A 22,970-nucleotide genomic window follows, 5' to 3' on the forward strand; every position below is an offset into this window, starting at 1 on the left:
AACGTAGTTATTACATAAAGGTATGTTTAAGCGACCTTAAGCAGAATTTCGTATTTCACTTCCACCTGGAACTTACACTAAAAGTGAAATAAATGCTCGTATTTTGAGAGCAGATCGCTAAATTGGGCAAATTCGATGCCCAATTTAGCGTTCGCGTAGGCGCAGCCCGCCGTAGGCATCGCCTCAATAAGCTTCTCAGGACAATCACATCGGAACGCGTTATTTCTTTAACTTCTTATGACTTTATTCTCGAAGCTCTTTTCTATGCAGCTTCAATGTAAATTGATATTACGACAAATCATTTTTGAGAAGTATGAAATTGGAACTCCGATGCCAGCAGTTTCACAAATGGGTTTAGGATTGGCTTTCTGTAAAATTGCGATCAAAGCACATTCCGGTACAATTACTATCGAAGATAATTATCCAAATGGTAGTATCTTCACTGTATTACTCAAAAATGAATAATTAACTCTAAGTTACTGCATTTAGGAATTACAGTATGCCCGTTCTGCTAATGTAACATCTAGCACAAATGGATTGTCATTACCCTGAAATCTAGCGATCGCACGATTCCGTTCTATTTCAGTAGGATCGGGTAGGTCTTGCTGATTCCATTTACACAAAGTCTGACGCTGATTCTGAAAGTAATTTGGGTCTACTGTCTCAGCTTGTTGTCGATAAATAGTGTAAAAGTAGAAAATTGCCCTGGCTATATCGCCTTTTACTTTCTCTCTCGGCTCAAATTTAGAAGATCCTAATTCGCTAAACTCATCAATTTCACTACTAGGAATTGTAGATTGAATAGTATCATTTATATACCATTTATTAGTAGTTGTGTCAACTATATCGTCAAAAGGTTTATTACCTCGCTCACTATTAATATCTTCTCGTGCAGGAAATAGATGGTGAAGGTCACTTCGGGCATTACCTTTGTCAGCACCTTTACTTTGCGGCCAAACATGTTCAGTATTCAGTCCTAATTGATCAGCTTCCTGACTAGGATCGCCATTACGAATTAAACGAATTTGGTAACTGGCATAGATATCTGTCACAATACCTGCTTGGTTGTCAATAACTCCAAACATTTCATCTCTGGCGCGATCGTAATTCAAAGTTTTGCTAGGTGTATACTCCTTAGCTAGTTCGTCAACTAAAGCAACTTTAGATAATTGAGGCAATATAATCGCAGAATCACTTACGGGAGTGGGAATGGGTTGGACAACCGGAGGGATGGTGTCAGAGGTGGACTCGTTAACAGGTAATGTAAACGCTGCAATTACAGGATCGTGGTCGCTGACAGGCTTACTAAAGCCAACATTGACATGCACAATGTCAATTTCTGGTTGAGCAACACGGGAAAGATTTTCACTGACTAACAAATGGTCAATAAGTTCAGGATTTCCACGAAATTTAAAACTAAAGCGATCGCCAACAGGTAAACGATCTGTTAGATTTTCAAGAATGTTACCCTTCAAGGTCTTCAGAGTTAGGGAATCTGGTAAATCGTTTAAATCACCCAGTACAATTACTTTGGCTTGTGGATCAACTTGTAGTAGTTGCGCCACGAATTCATTCACGATTTCGGCTTGTTTCACTCGTTTTAGATCGCTGGGAGAACCTCCAAGCTTGGAAACAAAGTGATTAGCAATGATAAACAGTTTTTGATCGTTAAAAATAAATTCTGCTACAAGTGGCTTACGGCTTTCATCGAAAGCAGGATTGGTGGGGTCAATCCGACCTGGATTCAGCGAGAGATCGAAACCATTTTTACCTTGATTAATAGCTACAGCATCTAATGAACCGCCTTTTTGGGACAGTTTTGCTAGAGTTATCCGGCTGGGTTGAAACAAGAAACCGACACGAATATTGCCTCCAGGTTCTCCACCATCTCGATCGTCGCTAGGCGGGATATCAACAAATTCGTATGCTGGACTACCAATATTTTTGAGTGCATCAATCAGTTTTTGGTAAGTCTGGTTTGCATTCACAACGTTATCATTGGTTGGCCCGTTGTTATCTTGAATTTCAATTAAACTAATGACATCTGGTGCGTTCAAATTATTGCCAATAATTTTGGCAATATTATCAAAGCGTCGATCTTTTAGGTCTAAATTCTCGACATTAAAGGTTGCAACAGTCAATACATTCTGTGAATTTTCTAAAGATGTTGTTTCACGTTGTGCAACTACAGGTAAAGGGGTTGGTAATTGAGCTATTGGATTAGCTTGTAGTGGACTAATCCATCCAAAGAAGATAAAAGCAATACTAAGTAGTAGCAATTTGATAAATTTCATTGTCTCTTCCAATGAAGGTACTTTTTAGATTAGTCTTCTTCTTAATACAGTTTAGTTAAGAAAAGTTTTAGGTTGGGTAAAATTTGCAATTTGTTGGGAAAACTTTCATATACTCATCAAGAGTCAGAACTATTTCCAAAAAAATCCCATCCAAGAATTAAGTTATACTGCAAAGGTTTCAGGGATGATGAGCAATACCAAGATAATATATGTATGTTTATTCCTCTTTCTGATAATTATCTTGTTTAAGATGTTAGGAAGGCAGATTCAGGCAAATTCATTCCCAGTAGACGAACAGCAGGCAATCAGAGTTTTATTTATTGGCAACAGCTATACCTATTTCAACGATCTTCCTTGGTTGACGCAACAGTTGGCTGCCTCAGCGAAAGAACCTAAAACGCTGGAAACTGAAATGGTTGTGGTTGGTGGAGCTACACTCAAAAACCACTGGAAACGTGGTGAAGCACTCAGGCTTTTGAAAGCGAAACGCTGGGATTACGTAGTACTCCAAGAGCAAAGTACTTTACCAATTACCAATCCCCAGGAAATGTACAAGTATGCAAGTCTGTTTGATGCCGAGATTAAGCGAGTGAATTCCCAAACAGTGTTTTACTTGACTTGGGCAAAGCAAAATCAAACAGAAACGCAACAGATATTGACTGATGCTTACATGAGCATTGCTAAAGAACTGAAAGCTAAAGTTGCACCTGTAGGAATAGCTTGGCAAAAAATTCAGGAAGCGAATCTGAAATTAAACCTTTACAGTTCGGATCAAAGCCACCCTAGTCCGATTGGATCGTATGTAGCAGCATGTGTATTTTATACAACATTTTATGAAAATAGTCCTGTAGGCTTGAGTCGTCGTATATACAGTAGCGATTCTAGTACTCTACAAGAAAACAACAGAATTGAGTTGGAAAGTTTAAGTGAAACGGATGCCCAAATGATTCAACAATTAGTTGAGTACATCGTCAGAAAGATATAAGAACAGCCTGTTGTGTGGTTTAAAGGATAAGAGAAAGTTTTTAGCCTGCATTCAGACTTTTCACTTTGAAATCAACTTGGCTTTAGATAACTTAGTGAAGCTAGTGTAATCTAGCATCATTACCACGTTAGTTTTTTAGGGTAGGTGGGTAGTATAAATTACCTAAAAACTAATTTGGTATATAGCGATGTTCAAGACTAAATTGTCAGAATCCCGTGCTTGGGGGGAACTTAAGACCTCAAAGTTCATGGATCGCCATATCGGAGCGATCGCAGCTTTAATTTTAATTAGCTTACTGAGTTCATTGAGTGGAACACCATTTGACCATAGCATCTCTAACGGCTGGGAAGCCTTTCTCTGGGGATTGGCAGAGCCAGTAATTAGCTTAAATTGTTTAATTGGTATTGTTGCCATTGGCTTACTCTCATCTGTGTTTGTTCGTGGCGCTGCGATCGCTGGATGTTTTATCTTCGCAACAGTTTTGGGCATTGTAATTCATATATCCCAGCTAAATTTACCAGGCACAGAAATAGCCATCGCCATTTCTACCATTGTTTTTGGTACTATGCTGATGATGCCAAATCAACTAAACTTTCTGGTGCTTGCTTTGGTGGGCATCAGTGCTGGTTTATTTCAGGGTTACGCTAATGCTGAATCTATTGTTGCGGCAGGAATGATACCAGTAGTTGCCTATATACTAGGCATTACCTTAACTCTGTTTGCCGTTGCCATGAGTGCCAGAGAAATTGGTGTTGCAATGGGTATGGGAGAAATAAACCGAATTTTACCCTGGAAAATCAGCCTTGCTGGCTTCGCTTTTTGTGCGATCGGCATCGTGTTTTTAAGCAATTCGCTTATTTAAATCAAATATTTCAATTCAGTGGAATACATTCATTCGTGGGGGCGTACACCTAGCTGTGCGCCCCCACCGCGTTTTCAGACTGGACAAGCAAGCACGTTCTACTAATGAATAAGTTGATGCACCTCTGCGGTAATCTAGAGACTATATATATAAATATAAGGTTATGACACCTGAAGAAATTGCGGCTACGCTCACAGAATTATTTGACACATCGGCTGTTGCTACGACTGCTCCTGGATCGTGGCAAGTAGACACTCCTACTTTTCGGCTGTTGGTGCTGCTTTCCGAAGATAATACTTGGCTGCGAGTTTTACTGCCTATTCTGCCCATCCAAGAAGCCCAACCATTTTTAGAACAGTTCCTAGAAGCCAACTTTGATGACACTCAAGAAGTACGTTACGCTTTATATGAAGGAGTAATTTGGGGGGTATTTCAACATCACAGTGGAACTTTAGTGAGTGCAGATTTATCCAATGCAATCAACCGACTTTTATCTCTCCATCAGGCTAGATTAGATAATGTCTTTAATCAACTAGTTGAAAGCCGCATCCGGCAAATTATTCAGGCAGCAAAACAGCAAGGACAATCTCTGCAAGCTACCATGCAAAGCTTAGAACGCTTTTACGCCGAAGGAATGATGGGCGAAATAAATCAAACTTCACAAGGGCGAGAAGAAGTCTTAACTGCTTGGCGACGTCAGTTAGAACGTTTATGGAATGAGGGTTGATTTCCATTTTTCAGTTTTCATATTAAACCAATTTACAGATATATTTATCTATCATGGATATCATTGAAATCCTCAAAGAAGACTATCAAAGATTCCCAGTTAATCAAACTTACAGCATTTATACCCCAGAAGTTTATTTTCAAGATCCATTGAATAAATTTCGTGGTGTTAAAGGTTACAAAGCAATGATTAATTTTATCGAAACTTGGTTTATAAATCCCAAGATGGACTTACATAATATTCAACGTTTAGGAGACACAATAAAAACTGAGTGGACACTCAGTTGGAATACTCCTCTCCCCTGGAAGCCACGAATCTCTATTCCTGGTTGGAGTGAATTAGGTCTTAACTCTGATGGTTTAATTGTCTCCCATATCGATTATTGGAACTGTTCACGCCTAGATGTAGTGAAACAGCATTTTTCCTCTTGAAAAAGTTAATAATTGATATATCTGAACAGATGATTGCTATTACACTAAACGTAACAACAAAAGCCACTAATCTTTATGAACCAGAAATAAAAGGATACAGAGCAAGTAAATTTCCTTATGGGGATTGTGAATTTTGAATTTTGAATTTTGAATTCGGAGCAAAGCGACGTGACGGCTGCCAAAAATCCTGAAAACCCTGCTGAATTAACTATACATACAGAAGCAGAAGATATTATCATTCCCCCTAGTGATTTATGGAGTGATGAGCCTCCTTTGGAAAGCGATCTACACCGCGAGCAAATTGAACTACTGTTGGCGTGTCTGAAATGGTGGTGGCGTCAGCGTAATGATTTTTATGCTACTGGAAATTTAACAATTTATTTTAGCCCAGAACAGATTACTACGCGAGACTTTAGAGGGCCAGATTTTTTTGTCGTCAAGGATTGTGAAAATCGCCCCCGCAAAAGTTGGGTATTATGGGCAGAACAAGGAAAGTATCCGAATGTGATTATTGAATTACTTTCTAACAGTACTGCTAAGGTTGACAAAGGTCTGAAGTTTGAACTTTACCAAGAGACTTTTCGCACGCCGGAATATTTTTGGTTTCACCCCAATACTTTGGAGTTTCAAGGATTTCGTTTAGTGGGTGGTAAATATCAACCTTTGGAACCAAATGCTCAAGGGTGGCTGTGGAGTCAGCAGTTAGAATTATTTTTGGGAATTTATGAGTCCAAATTACGGTTTTTTAACGTAGATAATCAGTTGGTAGCGACTCCCGAAGAAAGGGTACAAGCAGCAGAACGAAAAATTGAAGCTGAACGACAACAGAGGGAACTTGTACAACAGCAAGTAGAAGAACTGAAGGCTAGATTGAAGGAATTGGGGGTTAATCCAGAAGAGTTAGAGTAGGAAAAATAAGCACTACTTCTCTTTCTCTTCATCTAGTGCTTTTTGGATAGCACGACGGCAAAATTCTGGAGGATCATCTTTAGCTTTTACCTCTTCCTTCATAGTTTCGGTAACACGAAAGCTAAGATTTGCTATTAACTTTTCTTCTCTGTTTGATTCAATAGGGTTTAAATTTTCTGGTGTTCCTTTGGGATTAGGCATTTATATAGAAACGTAAATATAGCTTGAACGATATGCGCGCATAACAATAGATTTTATTTAAGGTAGGTGTTCACCCTGGAAAAGTTGACACCTACCAATATCCACTATCAAAAATGGACACTTCTATTTTATGTTTACGCGTTCCGAACTTGAAATCAAAACCATCCGAGAGTTACGCGACTTATGCCGACGCTACGGTATCAAGCCGACAGGGAACCCAGGATACAAAGTTTCTTACATCACTTCTCTGATGGCATTCCCGCAATTAGCATTACATCAGATGCAAGAGGGAAGAGGGTTAAAGGCTCCCACTTTCACGACTTTTCAGTATATTGGCGCAGCGATAGATGAGATGAGTTCACCTACAGATGAGCAAATAGCACTGATTCGGCTAACACTGGAAGGTAGGAAAATGAGTTACCCCGATAGATTTGAACAGGAAAAGCTGTTGAACTTGCACAAGGCTAAGATGCTTGTTGAGCAAGCTTTTGCCATGTTGAGCCAGTAAACAGCCCCGCTCGCAATTTTTAGGTAATTAAACCATAGTGCAGGGTAGCACAACTGTGCTGCTCTACGGGGGATTGAAACAAAATCCCCCAATACTTTAGAGTGAATAATAAACTCAATTCCAAAGCGCGATCGCAATGACTGATAAAGAACTCAAACATCTACTTGAGAGTAATGCTAAAACAGTCCAAGCTATGTTAGATGAAATGGCGGAAGCACGTCAGGAACGCCAAGAACTCCGAGAAGGAATGCTTCAAATCCAGAATGCAGTAGCACAATTAACAAACATACAAGAGAGAATAACCAATTTACTAATTTCTCTTGATGGCGATCGCCCCACAATTCTCAAAAAACTCTCAGCACTGGAAACTAAGCTTGACCAGTTATTGCAGCAAAACCCAACGGATGAGTTAGGGTAAATACTCATAATAATGCCTATACGTGTTGAAACAACATTTATTTTCCTCAAACAGTCGATAATGTAAATAAATGTAATAAAATTCTCAGGCAGGATAGAAGCATCTATGCGTGTAATTTTGATGACTGGTAAAGGCGGTGTGGGCAAAACTTCCGTCGCTGCTGCAACTGGACTCCGTTGTGCAGAACTCGGCTATCAGACATTGGTTTTAAGTACAGATCCCGCCCACTCCCTAGCAGACAGTTTTGACATGGAACTGGGACATGCACCTCAAAAAATTCGCCCAAATTTGTGGGGTGCTGAACTGGATGCGCTGCAAGAACTGGAGGGAAACTGGGGTGCTGTGAAACGTTATATTACCCAAGTTTTACAGGCAAGGGGTTTAGATGGCGTACAAGCGGAAGAATTGGCAATTTTACCAGGCATGGATGAGATTTTTGGCTTGGTAAGGATGAAACGCCATTACGATGAAGGTGAGTTTGATGTTTTAATTATCGACTCAGCCCCCACTGGCACAGCACTCCGCTTGTTGAGTTTACCTGAAGTCGGTGGCTGGTATATGCGCCGTTTTTACAAACCATTTCAAAACATCTCGGTGGCACTTCGACCCCTGGTTGAACCTTTGTTTAGACCAATTGCTGGTTTTTCGCTACCTGATAAAGAGGTAATGGATGCACCTTATGAGTTTTATGAACAAATTGAAGCTCTAGAAAAAGTATTAACAGATAATACTCAAACCTCAGTGCGTCTTGTCACTAATCCCGAAAAAATGGTGATTAAAGAGTCACTCCGCGCCCATGCTTATCTGAGTTTATATAACGTTGCAACAGATTTAGTCGTGGCTAATCGGATTATCCCAAGCGAAGTCCAAGATCCTTTTTTCCAACGTTGGAAGGAAAGTCAGGAGCAATATCGTCGAGAAATTCATGATGATTTTCACCCTTTGCCTGTGAAAGAAGTTCCCCTTTTCTCTGAGGAAATGTGTGGATTAGCTTCATTAGAACGCCTGAAAGAAACTCTTTATAAAGATGAAGATCCGACTCAGGTTTATTACAAAGAAACAACTCTTAGAGTAGTGCAAGAGGAAAACCAATACAGCTTAGAACTTTACTTACCTGGTATCCCTAAAGACCAAGTTCAACTCAGTAAAACTGGAGACGAATTAAACATTACTATTGGCAACCATCGTCGTAACTTAGTTTTGCCACAAGCCTTAGCAGCACTACAACCAGGCGGAGCAAAGATGGAAAATGACTATCTAAAAATCCGCTTTGCTTAGAACACAAGAGTTTAATTTTGTTGAACCTTACTCTGTCAACAAAAATTTAAAACTAAAAAGCAATAATTTTCTCTTGTAGCTAGTACAGACGCAATCTTTTTCGCGTCTGTTTTTATGATTTTTTGGTGAATTTTGATAAAAGGCAAAAAAATATTTTTATTAATGATTTGACCGTAGTTTTACTGAAGACAAAATGGCGAAATAAATTTCAAAATGTCTTTAGATTTAATTATGTCAGTTTTCAAATTATTAATTTATTTTTTTATAAACAATGACCTCCAATTTTGAACAAGATTTGCTTTTATATCGCGAGGAAGAAAGTTTACTACGCCGCATTACAAACCGTATCCGACGAAGCTTAGAGTTGGAAGAAATTATCACAGTGACAACGGCAGAAGTGCGATCGCTATTAAAAACTGACCGAGTGATGATTTACAAATTTCATCCCGATGGTAGTGGTCAAGTGATTGCTGAATCGATTAATAACAATTGTTTGCCATCGCTACTAGGGCTAAATTTTCCCTACGATGACATCCCATCCTATGCCCGTGAACTATTTATCAAATCACGCGTGCGTTCTGTTGTAAACGTTGATACTAAAGAGATTGGTCAAATTCACCTGCGTGACTTGGATAATGGAGAAACTATCTCAGAAGAGATTCGTTACCGCCCTGTAGACCCCTGTCATATTGAATATTTGACGGCAATGGGCGTAAAATCCTCTGTAGTAGCGCCTATTCTCTATCAAGATCAGCTTTGGGGGCTGCTGGTGTCTCATAATTCTGAAGCGCGTTTGATTTCAGAATATGAGCTAGAAGCAATACAAATGGTAGTCGAGCAGCTGTCAATGGCGATCGCTCAAAGTACCCTTCTGACTCAAGTTCGCAAAACAGCCGAACAAGAAGCGATCGTTAATCGCATTGCTACTCTGTTACATTCACTGCCGACAATTGTATTACAGCCAGCCCTAGAAGAGGCTGTTGCTGCCTTTAATGGTGTCGGTGGCAGGCTTTGCCTTAGAAATGAAGCTTTTGATTTCCACAATGGCAACGCGATCGGCTTAATAGAATGCTTAATACCAGGAAATACTTGTATCAAGCTTTATATCTGTGGAGAGCAACCTGTGATGCCAGAACAAACTATATATCCACTCATAGAACAGTATAGTATCTGGCAAGAACACTACAAGTCGAATAAGTACGATGTTTGGGCAATTTCAGATATATATAAAATTTCTGACTTGCGAAGTTTGCAAGTTGCTTTTCAACCAACTAGAATTCGCAGTATGTTGATGATCCCGCTCCAATATCGTCAGCAATTACTGGGCTACTTAAGTATTTTCCGCAGCGAAATAGATACAGAAATTCTCTGGGCGGGGCAATATGATAGCGATCAAAGGCAACAGTATCCCCGACAATCCTTTGAGGTTTGGCGCGAATCTAAAAAAGCACAAGCTCAAAAATGGACGGTTGAAGAGATTGAACTGGCTAGAAACCTCAGTAAACACTTTGCTTCTGCAATTCAGCAGTATGAATTATACCAACAAGTACAAGTCTTCAATGAAAACTTAGAAAAACAAGTCAAAAGACGCACCGCTGAGTTACAACGGACAGCTGAACAACAACAGGCTGTGTTTAAAGTTATTGCCGAAATTCGGGAATCTCTGGACACAAATACGATTTTTCAAACCACTACTAAAGAAGTTTGTCAATTAATCAAAGCCGATCGCGTTTCTGTTTATCGTTTTGATTCTAATTGGGGTGGTGAATTTGTTGGAGATTTCGAGGCTGCTAGTCCATACTGGTCGAATGAGTCCGAACTAGGTATTAATACAATTTGGAATGACACTTACTTACAAGACACACAAGGAGGACGTTACCGCAACAATGAGACATTTGCGGTCGATGACATCTACAATATGGGGTTTGCTCAGTGTCATATCGACAATCTAGAGCAGTTTCAAATTCATGCTTTTGTGCTTGCTCCGATTTTTGTTGGGCAAAAACTTTGGGGTTTACTAGCAACTTATCAACACACTGGCCCCCGGCAATGGAAAACTTCTGAAGTTAACTTTCTCAGTCAGATTGCTGCCCAAATGGGTGTAGCACTCCAGCAAGCTGATTTACTTTCTCAGACACAACAGCAGACATTAGATTTGCAACAAGCAACAGAACAACAACGGGTATTGTTTGAAGTTGTGGCGAAAGTTAGAGAATCTCTCGATCTAGATGCGATTTTTCAGACAACCACCCAAGAAATTTGTAAATCATTACAAGCAGATCGAGTTGCAGTCTACCGCTTTGAGGCTGATTGGAGTGGTGAATATATCGCCGAGTTTGTGGGTGATAAGTGGTTAAAGCTAGTAAGTTCTGATACCAATACAGTTTGGCAAGATAGCTATTTACAGGAAACCCAAGGTGGGCGATATCGTCACAATGAAACCTTTGTAGTCGATGACATCTATGAAGTTGGCCACTCTCAATGCCATGTTACGGCTTTAGAGCAAATTCAAGCAAGAGCTTATGCGATCGCACCTATATTTATCGGGCAACAGCTATGGGGCTTGCTAGCAGCTTACCAGAATTCTGCACCCCGCCATTGGGAAGCCTCAGAAATTAAATTTATTACTCAAATTGCCAATCAACTTGGGGTTGCACTCCAACAAGCTCAATTACATAATCAAACCAAAGAGCAAACTCAAAAGCTAGCTCAAGCTTTGCATGATTTAAAGCAAACTCAAACCCAACTGATCCAAACTGAGAAAATGTCCTCATTAGGTCAACTAGTAGCTGGTGTTGCTCACGAAATTAATAACCCCGTGAACTTCATTTATGGCAACATCAATCATGTCAATGATTACACCCAAGATTTACTCAGTATCCTAGACCTCTATTTCCAAAATACTCCCAACCCTAGTCCTGAGATTAGCGATCGCGCCTTCGAGATCGACTTAGAATTTATCATGGAAGATTTGCCCAAAACTCTATCTTCTATGAAAATTGGAGTCGATCGCATCCGGCAGATTGTCTTGGGTTTACGGAATTTCTCTCGCCTTGACGAAGCAGAAAAAAAGCCAGTTGATATTCATGAGGGCATTGATAGCACCTTGCTAATTTTGCAGCATCGCTTGAAAGCAAAACCAGAAAGTCCGGCGATAAAATTAGTCAAAGAATATACTAACCTTCCTTTAGTAGATTGCTATGCCGGGCCACTAAATCAGGTATTTATGAATGTTTTAAGCAATGCGATCGATGCTTTAGAAGATTACACGGAATCTCAATCAAAACCTCATAGCAGTCAAATTACTATCCGTACTGCTTTTGGAGAACTTGAAGGCAATATCAAGAGTGTAGTCATTCGGATTGCAGACAATGGGCCAGGAATACCCGAAGCTCTCAGAGCAAGAATCTGCGATCCCTTTTTCACAACTAAGCCAGTGGGAAAAGGCACTGGCTTGGGGTTGTCAATTAGTTACCAGATTGTCGTAGATAAACACGGTGGTGTGTTTAGATGTGATTCTCAGCCTGGGTTAGGTACAGAATTTTGGATTGAAATTCCGATTAGACAAATTAGTCATTAGTCATTGGTCATTGGTCATTTGTCATTGGCAAAGACTTTTACCTTTAACTAAAGCGTATTACCGAGCTCCAAATTTTTGAAGAAGTTGGGGATCTAAATCAGGGTTAAATGATATTTCATCCTACAGTAATTGGATTTTTATGACAAGCAATAATTGTATTGCTAAACAGTACATTATAATACTAACTTTGCTAAAGCTGCCAAGTTTAAGCTATTTAAAATAGTAGACTTAATTGGACGTTTTTCGTCCCAAAATATTAAAGATAAATAAAAATCTTTTGCTAATGAAGAAGTTAAAAGCTTATATGATTCGTATGCACTTTTCTCATCAAAAAAGCTGAGAAAGTAAACAGTATCATCAAAAATAGGAGGCTTTTCATTTATTTTACCAATTAATCTAAAACTTAATTTTTTATAAAGTCCACAGATTGCTATTTTCCAAGGTGCAAAAGTATATGAGCCAACACCAAAAATAGAGAATCTGGGGCTATTTTGATAAATCTTACTTTTCCTATTATTTAAAAGACTTTCATGCTTTTCTAAATATGCCCATGTTTTAGGTGCTAAATCTTTTATAAATTCAGTAGACTCGCCAACAAAACTTTGAGTAACTAAAATATATCGATCAGTCGCTTTTATTTTATTTTGGGCAACATAAGAACCTTTAACTAAAGGGAAAATATAAGTTTCTTCGAGTTCATAAGATTCTCCTAGCCCGTTTATAAAATAGTCATTATTTTTGCGAAATTCCATGACGCTAGCGCAATCATGCTTAATACCAGAACGCCATTTTGTTTTTGATTGCTTATTGTATAAGCTTTCTACTTTTTTAAATGTAATCAAATCCCTAACAAGAATATTATTTAAATAGCCTATACGAGAGCAAACTGAGCTTTCAAGACTATCAAATACATCACAATAATATTTTTGTGAGTTGGAATCAAATTTACAGAAAAATAAGCAAGCTTCAACAGCAGCATCAAAATATTTCTTAGAATCTATCTTATAAACTGCACAGTAAGCAAGATTTAGCTTTTCCGAATAGATATAATTTAAAATTTTTCTAGAAACCGAAGTTTTACAAAGCACCGCTAGATAACTGTTATGCTTCTGTAAGTATTGTACAAACTGTATGAGCATCCATTCTGATATATCAAAATTACTTTTTCCCGTAATTGCATCTAAACCAGTATGATTTTTAAAATTGCTCTTTTTAGGCAAATTTACGCCCCCAATACTACCTTGTTGTGAGTTTGTTACCCAAGGTAAATTACCAAGCACTAATATTTCTTCATTTGATTCACCTATTAGTGATAACCAATCTACTTGAAAAAAATCCTCACATTTAATTTCAATCCTTTGGTCATGTAAAAACTTTTCTTCTTCTAGAATCTGTCTAAAGTAATCAAGGTTTAATTCAATTCCTAAAATTTTTTTTGCTGAGTCAAAACAAGATGAAGCAGCTTCAACAAAATTTCCTATTCCACAAGTAGGCTCAATTATAATATGTGGTTTAACACCAAGCTCTACTAGCTTTTTACATACCTGATCGGCTAATTCTATCGGCGTTTGAAAATCGCCGTATTCTACTTTAAGTTTCTGAACAGTACGCATCAGGGATTAGCTCTATAAACCGTAATTATACCTTTTTCTTGACCAGCACGTTCTATCACTCTCCCATACTGAAGTCGCCATTGTAAAGCATTGGAAATCGTTAAAAATCCCTGTAAAGGTGGATTTCTCAATATTTCATCCGCGATGTTACTTGCTTCAAGTTCGTCAACAGGCAAATTGCGGTCGAGCATAAAAGCAATTAGGTCATCTTTATTACCTTCGTTCTCTAAAATACTAGAAATTCCACGTGTCATCTGGAAATCTGCGGTTCTTTTAGCACTTACGTAAATCGTATGCAAAATATTCAGAGTAGCCGTGCGGTTTATACTATTATCTGCCTTATCGTAAACAAAGATAAGCAACGAATAGCCAAGCCCAAAAATTTTTTGGCGTGCAGATTTGAATGGGCATGATGATTGTGGTTGTCTAACACTTGTTACCTTCATATCTATAAGCAACCCCGGAAAATCAATACCACTCGCAGAGTTACCTTGTATGAAATCGTACTTAGCTTTTAAGTAAAGTCGAAATTTCTGTTCCAGGTAAGTTCCGACAGCTTTTCCATCAGTAACACCATACAGCAGAGGTTCTGGATGCTGAGACTCGGCTAATGAAAATATTTCAGCTTCTAAACAGAGGATTTCTGCTGTCAAAATCGGCATAGGTAAAGGAAAACACAGGGTTAAACACCATATTTTATATTATTGACAAACTTCTCACTCTTGTGGAATGAATCAGCCCTACCTCCCCGCAAGCGGGGAGGGGATTAAGGGGTGGGGTGCAATGACTATGGGAATCATAACTAATTATGCGGACATGATATCACCTCTAACTTCTAAGTTGTACAGGCATCGCTAAATAGGTCATTTTCAAACCACCCAATGGTGTAAAAATCACTGGAGTTAGGCTTTGATTTAAATGCATTTGAATTTCGGAAGATGGTAATTCTTTCAAGCCTTCCATCAAATACTTAATATTAAAAGCAATTTCTATATTTTCCCCAGAAATTTGTGCAGGCATCGACTCTCTACCACTGCCCACATCTTGAGCTTCACAAGATAAGGTAATTTCTTGAGCTTCGCTATCAATACTGACCTTGACAATATTATTTTTCTGATCGGCTAGCACAGCAATCCGTTCCAAAGTGCTGACAAATTGCCGCCGTTCAATTGTCACTTGTCGCTCAAATTGGCGCGGAATTAATTGTCGATAGGCAGGATATTGCCCTTCTAATGTACGACTAGTCAAGCGTTGATTTTGCCATGCAAACACAACTTGACCTCGATCGAAATATAAAGCTACAGGTTCATCTGATGAGGCGCTATGAGCTAACATTCGTTGGAGTTCACGTAATGCTCTAGCTGGTACTGTTACTTCTAGTTGATTAGTTCCGCCTAGAGGACGCTCGTTGCTAGTTTCTACGACTGCGAGGCGATGTCCGTCGGTAGCTGCAAATTCTAGAGTATCTTGTTTAACTGTTAAATGCACACCGATGAGTACTTGCTTGGTTTCATCAGCACTGGTAGCAAATAATGAACCGCGTAATCCCTCAATTAATGCGGTGGTGGTGAGATGAATTACTTCTGTATTTTCAATTACAGGAAGTTCGGGAAATTCTTCTGGCCCCATTGCTTGGAATTGGTAATGTCCACTCTTAGGTGTGAGTGTGACAATTAAACCTTCTCCACCAGATGTTGCACCTGTCAAGGCTGATTCATCATCGAGAGTGATTTCACCTTCTGGAAGACGAGAAGTGATGTCTACAAGTAATTTAGCAGGAAGTGCGATCGCACCACTTTGCCATACCTCTGCGTTAAAGCTGGTGCGGATTCCTAAGCTGAGATCGAAGGCTGTTAAGCTTACTTGGTTAGTTTCAGCATCCGCTTGTAACAACACATTGGCAAGTACTGGATGAGTTGGTCGTGAAGGTACTGCACGACTAACGAGTGAGAGGTTTGTACTGAGATCGCTTTGGGAGCAAACTAATTTCATAAGTCAGATTCAGCTGGTGAAAGATATCCTAACACCCTTATTGTTCAGTATGCGATCGCTGTTTTTTAGTTAGTACGTGGGCGTAGGCATCGCTGACGAAGTTGCTTAAGGGTAGAAAACTCGTTTAGAGGATGTTGTTTCGCATCTAGCAAGCTTTTTGCCGTTTTCTAACCATCGAACTCACGTTATACTGAGAGAGCTTTTTTACCATCCTTCCGACTTTTCAAACAACCTCTAAGGAGCAAGGTAATTCCTCTTGCTTCCTATTCCTGCATCTAAGAAGAAACTGATGTGTAATTTACCATTACTTGGGTCGGTTTCTACTGTTGAACCCACACCGAAAACTTCACGGATTAAAGCAGGTTGTAGTAAATCTTGAGGTGTTCCTACTGCTTTAATTGTTCCATTATTGACAACATAAATGCGATCGCAATAACTAGCAGCCAAATTCAAATCGTGCAACGCCGCAATAGTAGTCACACCCAACCCCTTCACCAGTTGCAAAAGTTCTAACTGATAGCGAATATCAAGGTGATTAGTCGGCTCATCGAGAATCAAAAACCGTGCTTGCTGGGCTATGGCGCGTGCAATCAACACACGCTGTTTTTCTCCACCAGAAAGGGAAATGAAACTACGTTCTGCAAAGTCATTCATTCCCACCTGTACCAAAGCATCGAAGACTATGGAGTGGTCTTTTTCTGTCTCACGGTCAAACAAACCTTGATGGGCATTACGCCCCATCAATACCATCTCTGCAACAGTAAAATCAAATTCAATAGATGCTTCCTGCAAAACAACTGCTGTAGCTTGTGCCATTTCACGGGTACTCAAATGCCAGATATTTTTTCCGTTGAGAGTTATCAACCCACTATCTGGCTTCAGGACACGATACATACACCTGAGCAAACTTGACTTACCACTACCATTAGGGCCAATCAGCCCCACAAACTCACCCGACGACACTTGCAGATTGATGTCATGCAAAATCTGCTTTCCCTCAATACTCCAGGATAGGTGTTTCACCTCTAACTTCATTTTCCACCGCCTTTACCTTGCATCAACCAAATGAAAAAAGGAGCGCCGAAAAGTGCCGTAATAATACCAATGGGCAGTTCCTCTGGGGCGACAATGGTGCGTGCTAAGACATCTGCCCAAATTAAGAAAATTCCGCCCAGGAGCAAACTCACAGGTAACACCTGGCGATGATCTGAGCCGACGAGGAAACGGACGCTGTGAGGAATCATTAGCCCAACGAAGCCTATGACACCACTGAGAGCAACTATTACGCCTGTCACCAGTGAGGTTACTAGGAATAACTGCTTGCGGAAGCGATCGGTGTCAGTTCCCAGAGTCTGAGCTGTTTCTTCACCGATGAGGAGTGCGTTTAGCGATTGCGTCTGGAGTAACAAATACCCGATTCCCAAGAACAAAGTCAGCATCGGCAGGATTAAGTCTGTCCACGTTGTTCCCGAAAGTCCTCCCAATAACCAAAACAATACTCGTCGTGTAGCTTCACCACTTCCAGCCTTGATAGCTAAAAAACTCGTTACCGCCTCAAACAAAGACGATACTGCTACACCAATTAAAATTAAGCGAGTGGAGGAGAAGTATCCTTGTCGTCGTGCTAAAAAGAAAACAACAACGAATGCTAACAGCGCACCGAGGAAAGCCCCAACAGACAGTGCATACACACCAAAAAACGAGAAAATACCAAATAGGATAACTAAAACAGCACCCACCGACGCGCCAGAGGAAATACCGAGAATAAATGGGTCAGCTAAGGGATTTCGCACCAGTGCTTGCATGATGACACCAACCACTGATAGTCCAGCGCCAACAAAAAAAGCCAATAGCACACGTGGAAAGCGGATCAGCCAGACAATTTGAACTTGTGCTTGCGTCCAGTCTCCTGTAACTTTTGGAAACACTTGGGATAAAGCTATCTGCCATACTCTCAAAGCAGGAATAGGCACTGGCCCAATCATCACCGCCAACGTCATAGAAACCAACAATATGACAACCATTGCTACCATTAGCAGCTTGTAGCGTTGCTGCTTATTTTTTCTCAATTGCTTTGGTAATAGATTAGTCATTAGTTATTAGTCATTGGGCATTGGGCATTGGGCATTAGGAGTGCTGAGTGCTGAGTGCTGAGTGCTGAGTTAGGAGTTAAGAGTTAAGAGTTAAGAGTTAAGAGTTAGGAGTTTTGTTTACCCCCTTGTCCCCCTATCTCCCTCATCTCCCCTGCTCCCCTCATCTCCCCTGCTCCCCTCATCACTTAAACCTCTCTGGATATAAAGCCTCTGCTAATTGTTTCACCCCTGTGACATTCCTAATTCCTGGCATCGTGTAACTAAAACCGATGACAATGAATTTATCCTGCTGCACTGCTTTTAACTGAGAGTAAGCAGGGTTAGATTTAAGTAATTGACGCTTCTCTTCGGCAGATGACCAGTTAGCATCAATCAGAACAATCACATCAGGTTGACGTGCAATCACGTCTTCCCAATTAACTGTTACCCATGCTTTTTTCTCTTGGATATCTTTGAATATATTTTCTCCACCAGCTAATTCAATAATATGATTGGGCATTCCCCAGTTAGAAACAGTTAGGGGAGGATTTTCAGAATCGTACCAAAAAATGCGCTTTTTGGTTGTCACTTTATTTAACTTTTGTTGGGTTGCTTCGAGTTGCGATCGCAGTTGCACAATTAATTTTTCTGCTCGTTGTTCCACTCCAAAAATCCGCCCGATTTCTCGGATTTCTTGATATAAATTCTCCATCGTCACGCGCTCAGGTCTAAGTTCGATGCGATCGCATTCAATGGGCAACAAATAAGAAGAAATACCTAGTTTTAGCAACTCTGACCCAAGTGCTTCTTTGGCAAAAGCGCTTTCCTCAGTGGAGAAGACAAAATCCGGCTCAACCCCCAAAAAAACTTCCCGCGACGGGTACTTAGGCGCTAATACGCGAATTTGGGAATATGCCTGTTGATACTCTGGCAAAATCGGATTATCCAGGTATGCTGTACCAACCATCTGCTTTTCTAAACCCAGCGCTAACATGACCTCCGTCGCCGATTGCATCATGGTGACAGCGCGTTGTGGTGGTTGTTTGTAGGTAATCGTCGAATCACAGTTCTTAAGTGTAAATGGTGTATATTGTGTCGCATTCGAGGTACTATCATTTGGGGCAGCGACATTTCCTGCACACCCTGAAACCATACCCAGCATCAGCACTGCTAAGACTGCAACAAAGGGTTGAAATATCCAGATCCGGCGATGTAATTTACTCACACAACCCTCTTGAAATCCTCTTAACACAACAAAATCGTAACGAATTAACTTCAGAAAACTCTGCGTTCCTCTGCGCGTACTTTGCGTTCCTACCCTGCGGGAAGGCGAAGCGCCTATGCGTTAAAAAAATTTAACCTAATAATCAAAACTCAACAGACACTGTTCCCAACACCGTAAACGGTGGCGCAGGGTCAATACTATACCCATCAACCTCATAATATTTAACATTAGAAATATTCTTGAAATTGACTGCAAATCGATAATTTTGCCGCCGATAGAAGATAGAAGCATCCGCTCGTAAATAACTTGGAAGTTTAAACGTATTCGGTAAATCCACCTCCTGCTCACCAACAAAATACAACCCAGCACCAAATCCTAAGCCCTGCAAACTACCCCTTTGTAGTTCATAACTTGTCCACAATCCAGCGCTATGTTCTGGGACACCAAATAATCTGTCTCCTACAGGAATCAGATTATCTTTTGTCACTTCGCCATCAATGTAAGCATAGTTGGCAATCACTTTCCAACCTGGTAATATTTCGCCTGCAATATCTAATTCAATACCTCGACTGCGTTGTTCTCCGGTTTGGATACTGAATTGGTTAAGGTCGTCTAGTGGGTCTGGTGTCAATACATTCTGCTTGGTAATTTGAAAGAATGCCAAAGTTGCAGAAAGTTTATTGTCAAGAAAATTTTGTTTAACCCCCACCTCAAACTGCTCGGTAGTTTGCGGTTCAAATTTTTCCTCTGTCCGACTTCTGGCTTGAAATTGGGGAGAAAAACCATTAGACCAATTGAAGTAAAGTGAAGTCGCATCGCTTGGTTGATATATAACTCCAACTCGCGGCGAAAATCGAGTATTTGATTGCTTATCGAGAATATCGCCACTTACACGGTCTTGAGTGCTGTAATCATTAAAGTCCAAGCGACCACCTAATAAAACTTTGAAATTAGGTGTAAGTTCAATTAAGTTCTGCGCAAATAAACCAACATTTTCGGAGACAATTTTTCGACCAAAGGGAGAACCATCTTCTACAGGAGTAGGAGTTCCACCATATTGCGGGTCAAAAATATCTATTGATAGTTCTAGGTCTGGGGCAAAAATGTAGTTAAATAAATTTCGCGCTAAATCTACACCAAATAGCACATTATGGCGAATAGAACCAGTAGAAAACTTACCAGAAATTTCGTTTTGTAGCGTAATATTTTCGTGTTCTTCATCAGAAGCGGAGAACAAACGGTCTAGTGTCCGACGGTCGTCTCGCAAAGAACCAGGAGATACCTGCCTTGCGTCATTCAAATTAGCACTGAGAACATTAAATCCTTGGCGAAATTTCCAGTCGTCGTCAAATTCGTGTTCTAGTTTATAGGTTAATGAGTTAAATGTCACTTCCCCATTAGCAAAGTTGGGTTCTCCTAAAAACCGACTGCGCCCAAGTTGGAGAATTTCTGGCTCAATGGGAAAACCATTATCAAAAACAAAGTTATATTTCTGGTGTTCGTATTCAAAGGTGAGTTTAGTGCGATCGCCTACTTTTATCTCTACCACAGGCGAGATAAAAAAGCTGTCATACTCGACAAAATCACGAAAACTGTCAGAACTTTCATAAGCGACATTCAAACGATACAGCACTGATTTATCATCTGTCAGTGGCCCGCTAATATCTAAAGTCGGACGCAAAAAGTTGTAACTTCCATAAGTTACACTGGCACTGTAATAAGGCTCTGCAAGCGGCTTTTTGGTAGTTGTGTTAATAACACCACTTCCTCCTGCATATTGTGTTGGACTACCACCATAAAGTACCGCCGCCGGCCCTTTGAGAATTTCCAACCTCTCGATATTAGCGACATCTCGCGGACTGAAGTAACCATAATCGGGAAAGCCATTGCGTAAAGTTTCAAAATTGGTGAGAAACCCACGCACCCGAAATCCTAATGACGACAATCCCCCATATCCCCGTTCTGGTTGTACACCACTAACGTTATCCGCCAATTCCGAAAGACGTACAACATTTCGGTCTTCAATCACCTGACGGGGAATAACTTGAATTGATTGAGGAATGTCCCTGAGTGGTGTATCTGTCCTTGTTGCAGTGCTAGCGTCGGGTACTGAATATGTATCGCTCTCCCCTGTCACTATTAGTTCAATCGGTTCATTTGCATCAGCCGATGGTTGAGTTGGCGGTGTTTCACTACTTGGTTTAAATGTATCCGGCGCTTGTGGTGTCGAGGATGTAACTGGGGTAACAACAAAAATTAAACCTGTATCGCCGTCATCTAACTCGACTTTTGGGATACTTCCCTCACCCGTTACCGTCACTCGGATACTATTTGTATCTACATTAGTAACTATTACTTCGCTAATTCCCGCAACAGGCTTGTCTTGACGGAAAGAACTATCACCTGTTAATCGCAGTTGAGCATTAGGGATATCTGCAATAAAGTTATTGTTTTCCCTGTTGATGGTGGTTTGTAACTTATCAGATGTAGGAGTTTCTAAGAGGATTTCCAATCCACTATCAGTTGCTCTTAGGCGCACTCCTGTCACTGGTGTGACTTCAGTCTGTTGATTCTGCTGCGCTAGCCAGTCTTTAACATTGGTGTAAGGACGTGGAACATCGCTCAGTTGAGGAATCTTTGCGATCGGTGGTTCTGCTGACTGTGCTTTTACAGGCTGAGTCTCTAACAGACAAATAGCTCCTACAATCCCTATATATAATATCATCTGTTTGAGTTTCAAGATTTTCCTCCACACCACAATATTGATGAAATCAAGACACACCTAGTTGCAGGCGATCGCAATACGCTTTTACTTTCAAGTGCTACAACAAATAATTGATAATTATTATTAATTATTTTTGTTCACAAAAGACAACCACACTTTAGAAATGCCATACCAACCTAAGCCACTTTTTTCATAATTCTCTTAAAAACAATTGTTTTCTCAAAAATTAACTCTTTGAACATATCAAAGTGCTAAAAATTAAGCACTTGCATTTTCTTTTAGCAATATCAATAACTCAAGATTTGCTTTGACTTAGATTTTATTATAATTGAATCGCATAGCCTGTACATAAAAATACTTTTTTCTATCCGCTACTCGAATTATTTGTGTAAAAAAGTTATGAATTCATTAAACATTGTTATATTTATGCATTCATATACTTTTGAAATCGAAGCTAATACAGCTTGGCACAGTTAACAATTCAAAATTCAAACATTCAGACGGGGATTTAAACCCCGACTGAAAATGATCGGAGGTGGAGTGGCTCCGACTCCGCGCTACATATAGATGTAGGGGTCTTAAACCCTTGAATTTACGATAAACCTACCATTATGAGCCTTGAAACACTGGATTTCTAGCCTTAAAAAAGATAGACGTATTTACGCAGCACAGTACTATAGATAGTCTGACATTAGCTTTTGTTTTCTTGAAATGTTTTGTAACTTTTATTCTGCCTAGATTACTTTTATCACAGTTTAGACTATCAGTTTCCTATGGGAAATCTACTTTGTATAAGTTATGCAAAATTTGACAAGTTGTCCTATTCAGATTTTTTTATTTCTAAAATGTAAACCATTTGCGTAGACTGCACTGAAAATATTGCTATGAATAGCTTTTTCCAGTTTAAAATAAAAATATTCATATTGATAAATGTTTTATAAGCATAATAAAAATGTTATTTTGTTTATTTTAAATATTGTTTACATATAGCAGGATGCTTGACAAGAGTAGAAAATTAATGATAAATATTTTTGTTAATAATGTTCAATCCATAGATAAACTGTAAATTTCACAAAGCTGTCATGTTAAGGCATATTTTGCCTGAGTTGGTTGTGCTGTGAAATTTTAGAATTAGAAATAAAAAACTTTT

The 22,970-nt window shown here is 39.7% G+C and carries 18 protein-coding genes and 1 pseudogene; 10 read left to right on the plus strand and 9 right to left on the minus strand.

Annotation, left to right across the window (positions count from 1 at the left end):
* Positions 1–288: 288 nt before the first annotated feature.
* Positions 289–465, plus strand: a pseudogene (locus HWQ58_RS03565) (hybrid sensor histidine kinase/response regulator); the annotation flags it as partial.
* A 20-nt stretch (positions 466–485) separates the two neighbouring features.
* On the opposite strand, the gene HWQ58_RS03570 reads toward HWQ58_RS03565, so the two are convergent.
* Positions 486–2,294: an endonuclease gene (locus HWQ58_RS03570; protein WP_292857832.1), complete on the minus strand. Its 1,809-nt coding sequence runs from the start codon at positions 2,292–2,294 to the stop codon at positions 486–488.
* Between the two features lie 250 nt (positions 2,295–2,544).
* Between HWQ58_RS03570 and HWQ58_RS03575 the strand changes: the two genes are divergently transcribed.
* From HWQ58_RS03575 to HWQ58_RS03595, 5 genes are all read left to right on the plus strand, one after another.
* Positions 2,545–3,279: an SGNH/GDSL hydrolase family protein gene (locus tag HWQ58_RS03575; RefSeq protein WP_366837300.1), complete on the plus strand. Its 735-nt coding sequence runs from the start codon at positions 2,545–2,547 to the stop codon at positions 3,277–3,279.
* Positions 3,280–3,466: 187 nt separating this feature from the next.
* Positions 3,467–4,141: a HupE/UreJ family protein gene (locus HWQ58_RS03580; RefSeq protein ID WP_292857838.1), complete on the plus strand. Its 675-nt coding sequence runs from the start codon at positions 3,467–3,469 to the stop codon at positions 4,139–4,141.
* Between the two features lie 163 nt (positions 4,142–4,304).
* Positions 4,305–4,868 carry a hypothetical protein gene (locus HWQ58_RS03585; RefSeq protein ID WP_292857841.1) on the plus strand — a complete coding sequence of 188 codons (564 nt, stop codon included), beginning with the start codon at positions 4,305–4,307 and terminating at the stop codon, positions 4,866–4,868.
* Positions 4,869–4,921: 53 nt separating this feature from the next.
* A complete protein-coding gene (locus tag HWQ58_RS03590; RefSeq protein ID WP_292857845.1) occupies positions 4,922–5,299 on the plus strand; it encodes a DUF2358 domain-containing protein in 378 nt (125 codons plus the stop codon).
* Positions 5,300–5,467: 168 nt separating this feature from the next.
* Positions 5,468–6,208 (plus strand): Uma2 family endonuclease, encoded by a 741-nt coding sequence (locus tag HWQ58_RS03595; RefSeq protein WP_292857848.1) that lies wholly within the window; start codon positions 5,468–5,470, stop codon positions 6,206–6,208.
* 12 nt (positions 6,209–6,220) lie between these two features.
* Here HWQ58_RS03595 and HWQ58_RS03600 read toward each other — a convergent pair whose 3' ends face one another.
* Positions 6,221–6,409 carry a hypothetical protein gene (locus tag HWQ58_RS03600; RefSeq protein ID WP_292857851.1) on the minus strand — a complete coding sequence of 63 codons (189 nt, stop codon included), beginning with the start codon at positions 6,407–6,409 and terminating at the stop codon, positions 6,221–6,223.
* Between the two features lie 130 nt (positions 6,410–6,539).
* On the opposite strand from HWQ58_RS03600, the gene HWQ58_RS03605 reads away from it, so the two are divergent.
* From HWQ58_RS03605 to HWQ58_RS03620, 4 genes are all read left to right on the plus strand, one after another.
* Positions 6,540–6,917, plus strand: coding sequence for a hypothetical protein (locus HWQ58_RS03605; RefSeq protein ID WP_292857854.1), 378 nt, complete (start codon positions 6,540–6,542; stop codon positions 6,915–6,917).
* Positions 6,918–7,053: 136 nt separating this feature from the next.
* A complete protein-coding gene (locus tag HWQ58_RS03610) occupies positions 7,054–7,335 on the plus strand; it encodes a hypothetical protein (RefSeq protein WP_292857857.1) in 282 nt (93 codons plus the stop codon).
* Between the two features lie 105 nt (positions 7,336–7,440).
* Positions 7,441–8,613 carry a TRC40/GET3/ArsA family transport-energizing ATPase gene (locus tag HWQ58_RS03615; RefSeq protein ID WP_292857860.1) on the plus strand — a complete coding sequence of 391 codons (1,173 nt, stop codon included), beginning with the start codon at positions 7,441–7,443 and terminating at the stop codon, positions 8,611–8,613.
* Positions 8,614–8,884: 271 nt separating this feature from the next.
* Positions 8,885–12,193 carry a GAF domain-containing protein gene (locus HWQ58_RS03620; RefSeq protein ID WP_292857863.1) on the plus strand — a complete coding sequence of 1,103 codons (3,309 nt, stop codon included), beginning with the start codon at positions 8,885–8,887 and terminating at the stop codon, positions 12,191–12,193.
* A gap of 173 nt (positions 12,194–12,366) precedes the next feature.
* Here the strand turns inward: HWQ58_RS03620 and HWQ58_RS03625 are convergent, their stop codons facing one another.
* From HWQ58_RS03625 to HWQ58_RS03655, 7 genes are all read right to left on the minus strand, one after another.
* Entirely contained in the window at positions 12,367–13,809 is a 1,443-nt protein-coding gene (locus HWQ58_RS03625; protein ID WP_292857943.1) for an SAM-dependent methyltransferase, read from the minus strand.
* Positions 13,806–14,468: a restriction endonuclease gene (locus HWQ58_RS03630; RefSeq protein WP_292857866.1), complete on the minus strand. Its 663-nt coding sequence runs from the start codon at positions 14,466–14,468 to the stop codon at positions 13,806–13,808. The genes HWQ58_RS03625 and HWQ58_RS03630 overlap by 4 nt, the downstream gene beginning before the upstream one ends.
* Positions 14,469–14,634: 166 nt before the next feature.
* Positions 14,635–15,798 carry a DNA polymerase III subunit beta gene (dnaN, locus tag HWQ58_RS03635; RefSeq protein ID WP_292857869.1) on the minus strand — a complete coding sequence of 388 codons (1,164 nt, stop codon included), beginning with the start codon at positions 15,796–15,798 and terminating at the stop codon, positions 14,635–14,637.
* A gap of 234 nt (positions 15,799–16,032) precedes the next feature.
* The gene (locus HWQ58_RS03640; RefSeq protein ID WP_292857872.1) at positions 16,033–16,833 is read right to left on the minus strand and encodes an ABC transporter ATP-binding protein; all 801 of its coding nucleotides are present in this window, start codon (positions 16,831–16,833) and stop codon (positions 16,033–16,035) included.
* Positions 16,830–17,891, minus strand: a complete 1,062-nt coding sequence (locus tag HWQ58_RS03645; RefSeq protein ID WP_292857875.1) for an iron ABC transporter permease — start codon at positions 17,889–17,891, stop codon at positions 16,830–16,832. The genes HWQ58_RS03640 and HWQ58_RS03645 overlap by 4 nt, the downstream gene beginning before the upstream one ends.
* Before the next feature lie 181 nt (positions 17,892–18,072).
* On the minus strand, positions 18,073–19,095 hold the full coding sequence (locus tag HWQ58_RS03650) for an ABC transporter substrate-binding protein (protein WP_292857878.1): 1,023 nt from the start codon (positions 19,093–19,095) through the stop codon (positions 18,073–18,075).
* A 142-nt stretch (positions 19,096–19,237) separates the two neighbouring features.
* Entirely contained in the window at positions 19,238–21,820 is a 2,583-nt protein-coding gene (locus HWQ58_RS03655) for a TonB-dependent siderophore receptor (protein WP_292857881.1), read from the minus strand.
* Positions 21,821–22,970: the final 1,150 nt, after the last annotated feature.

The organism is Nostoc sp. LPT, assembly GCF_017115165.1.
GTDB lineage: Bacteria > Cyanobacteriota > Cyanobacteriia > Cyanobacteriales > Nostocaceae > Nostoc.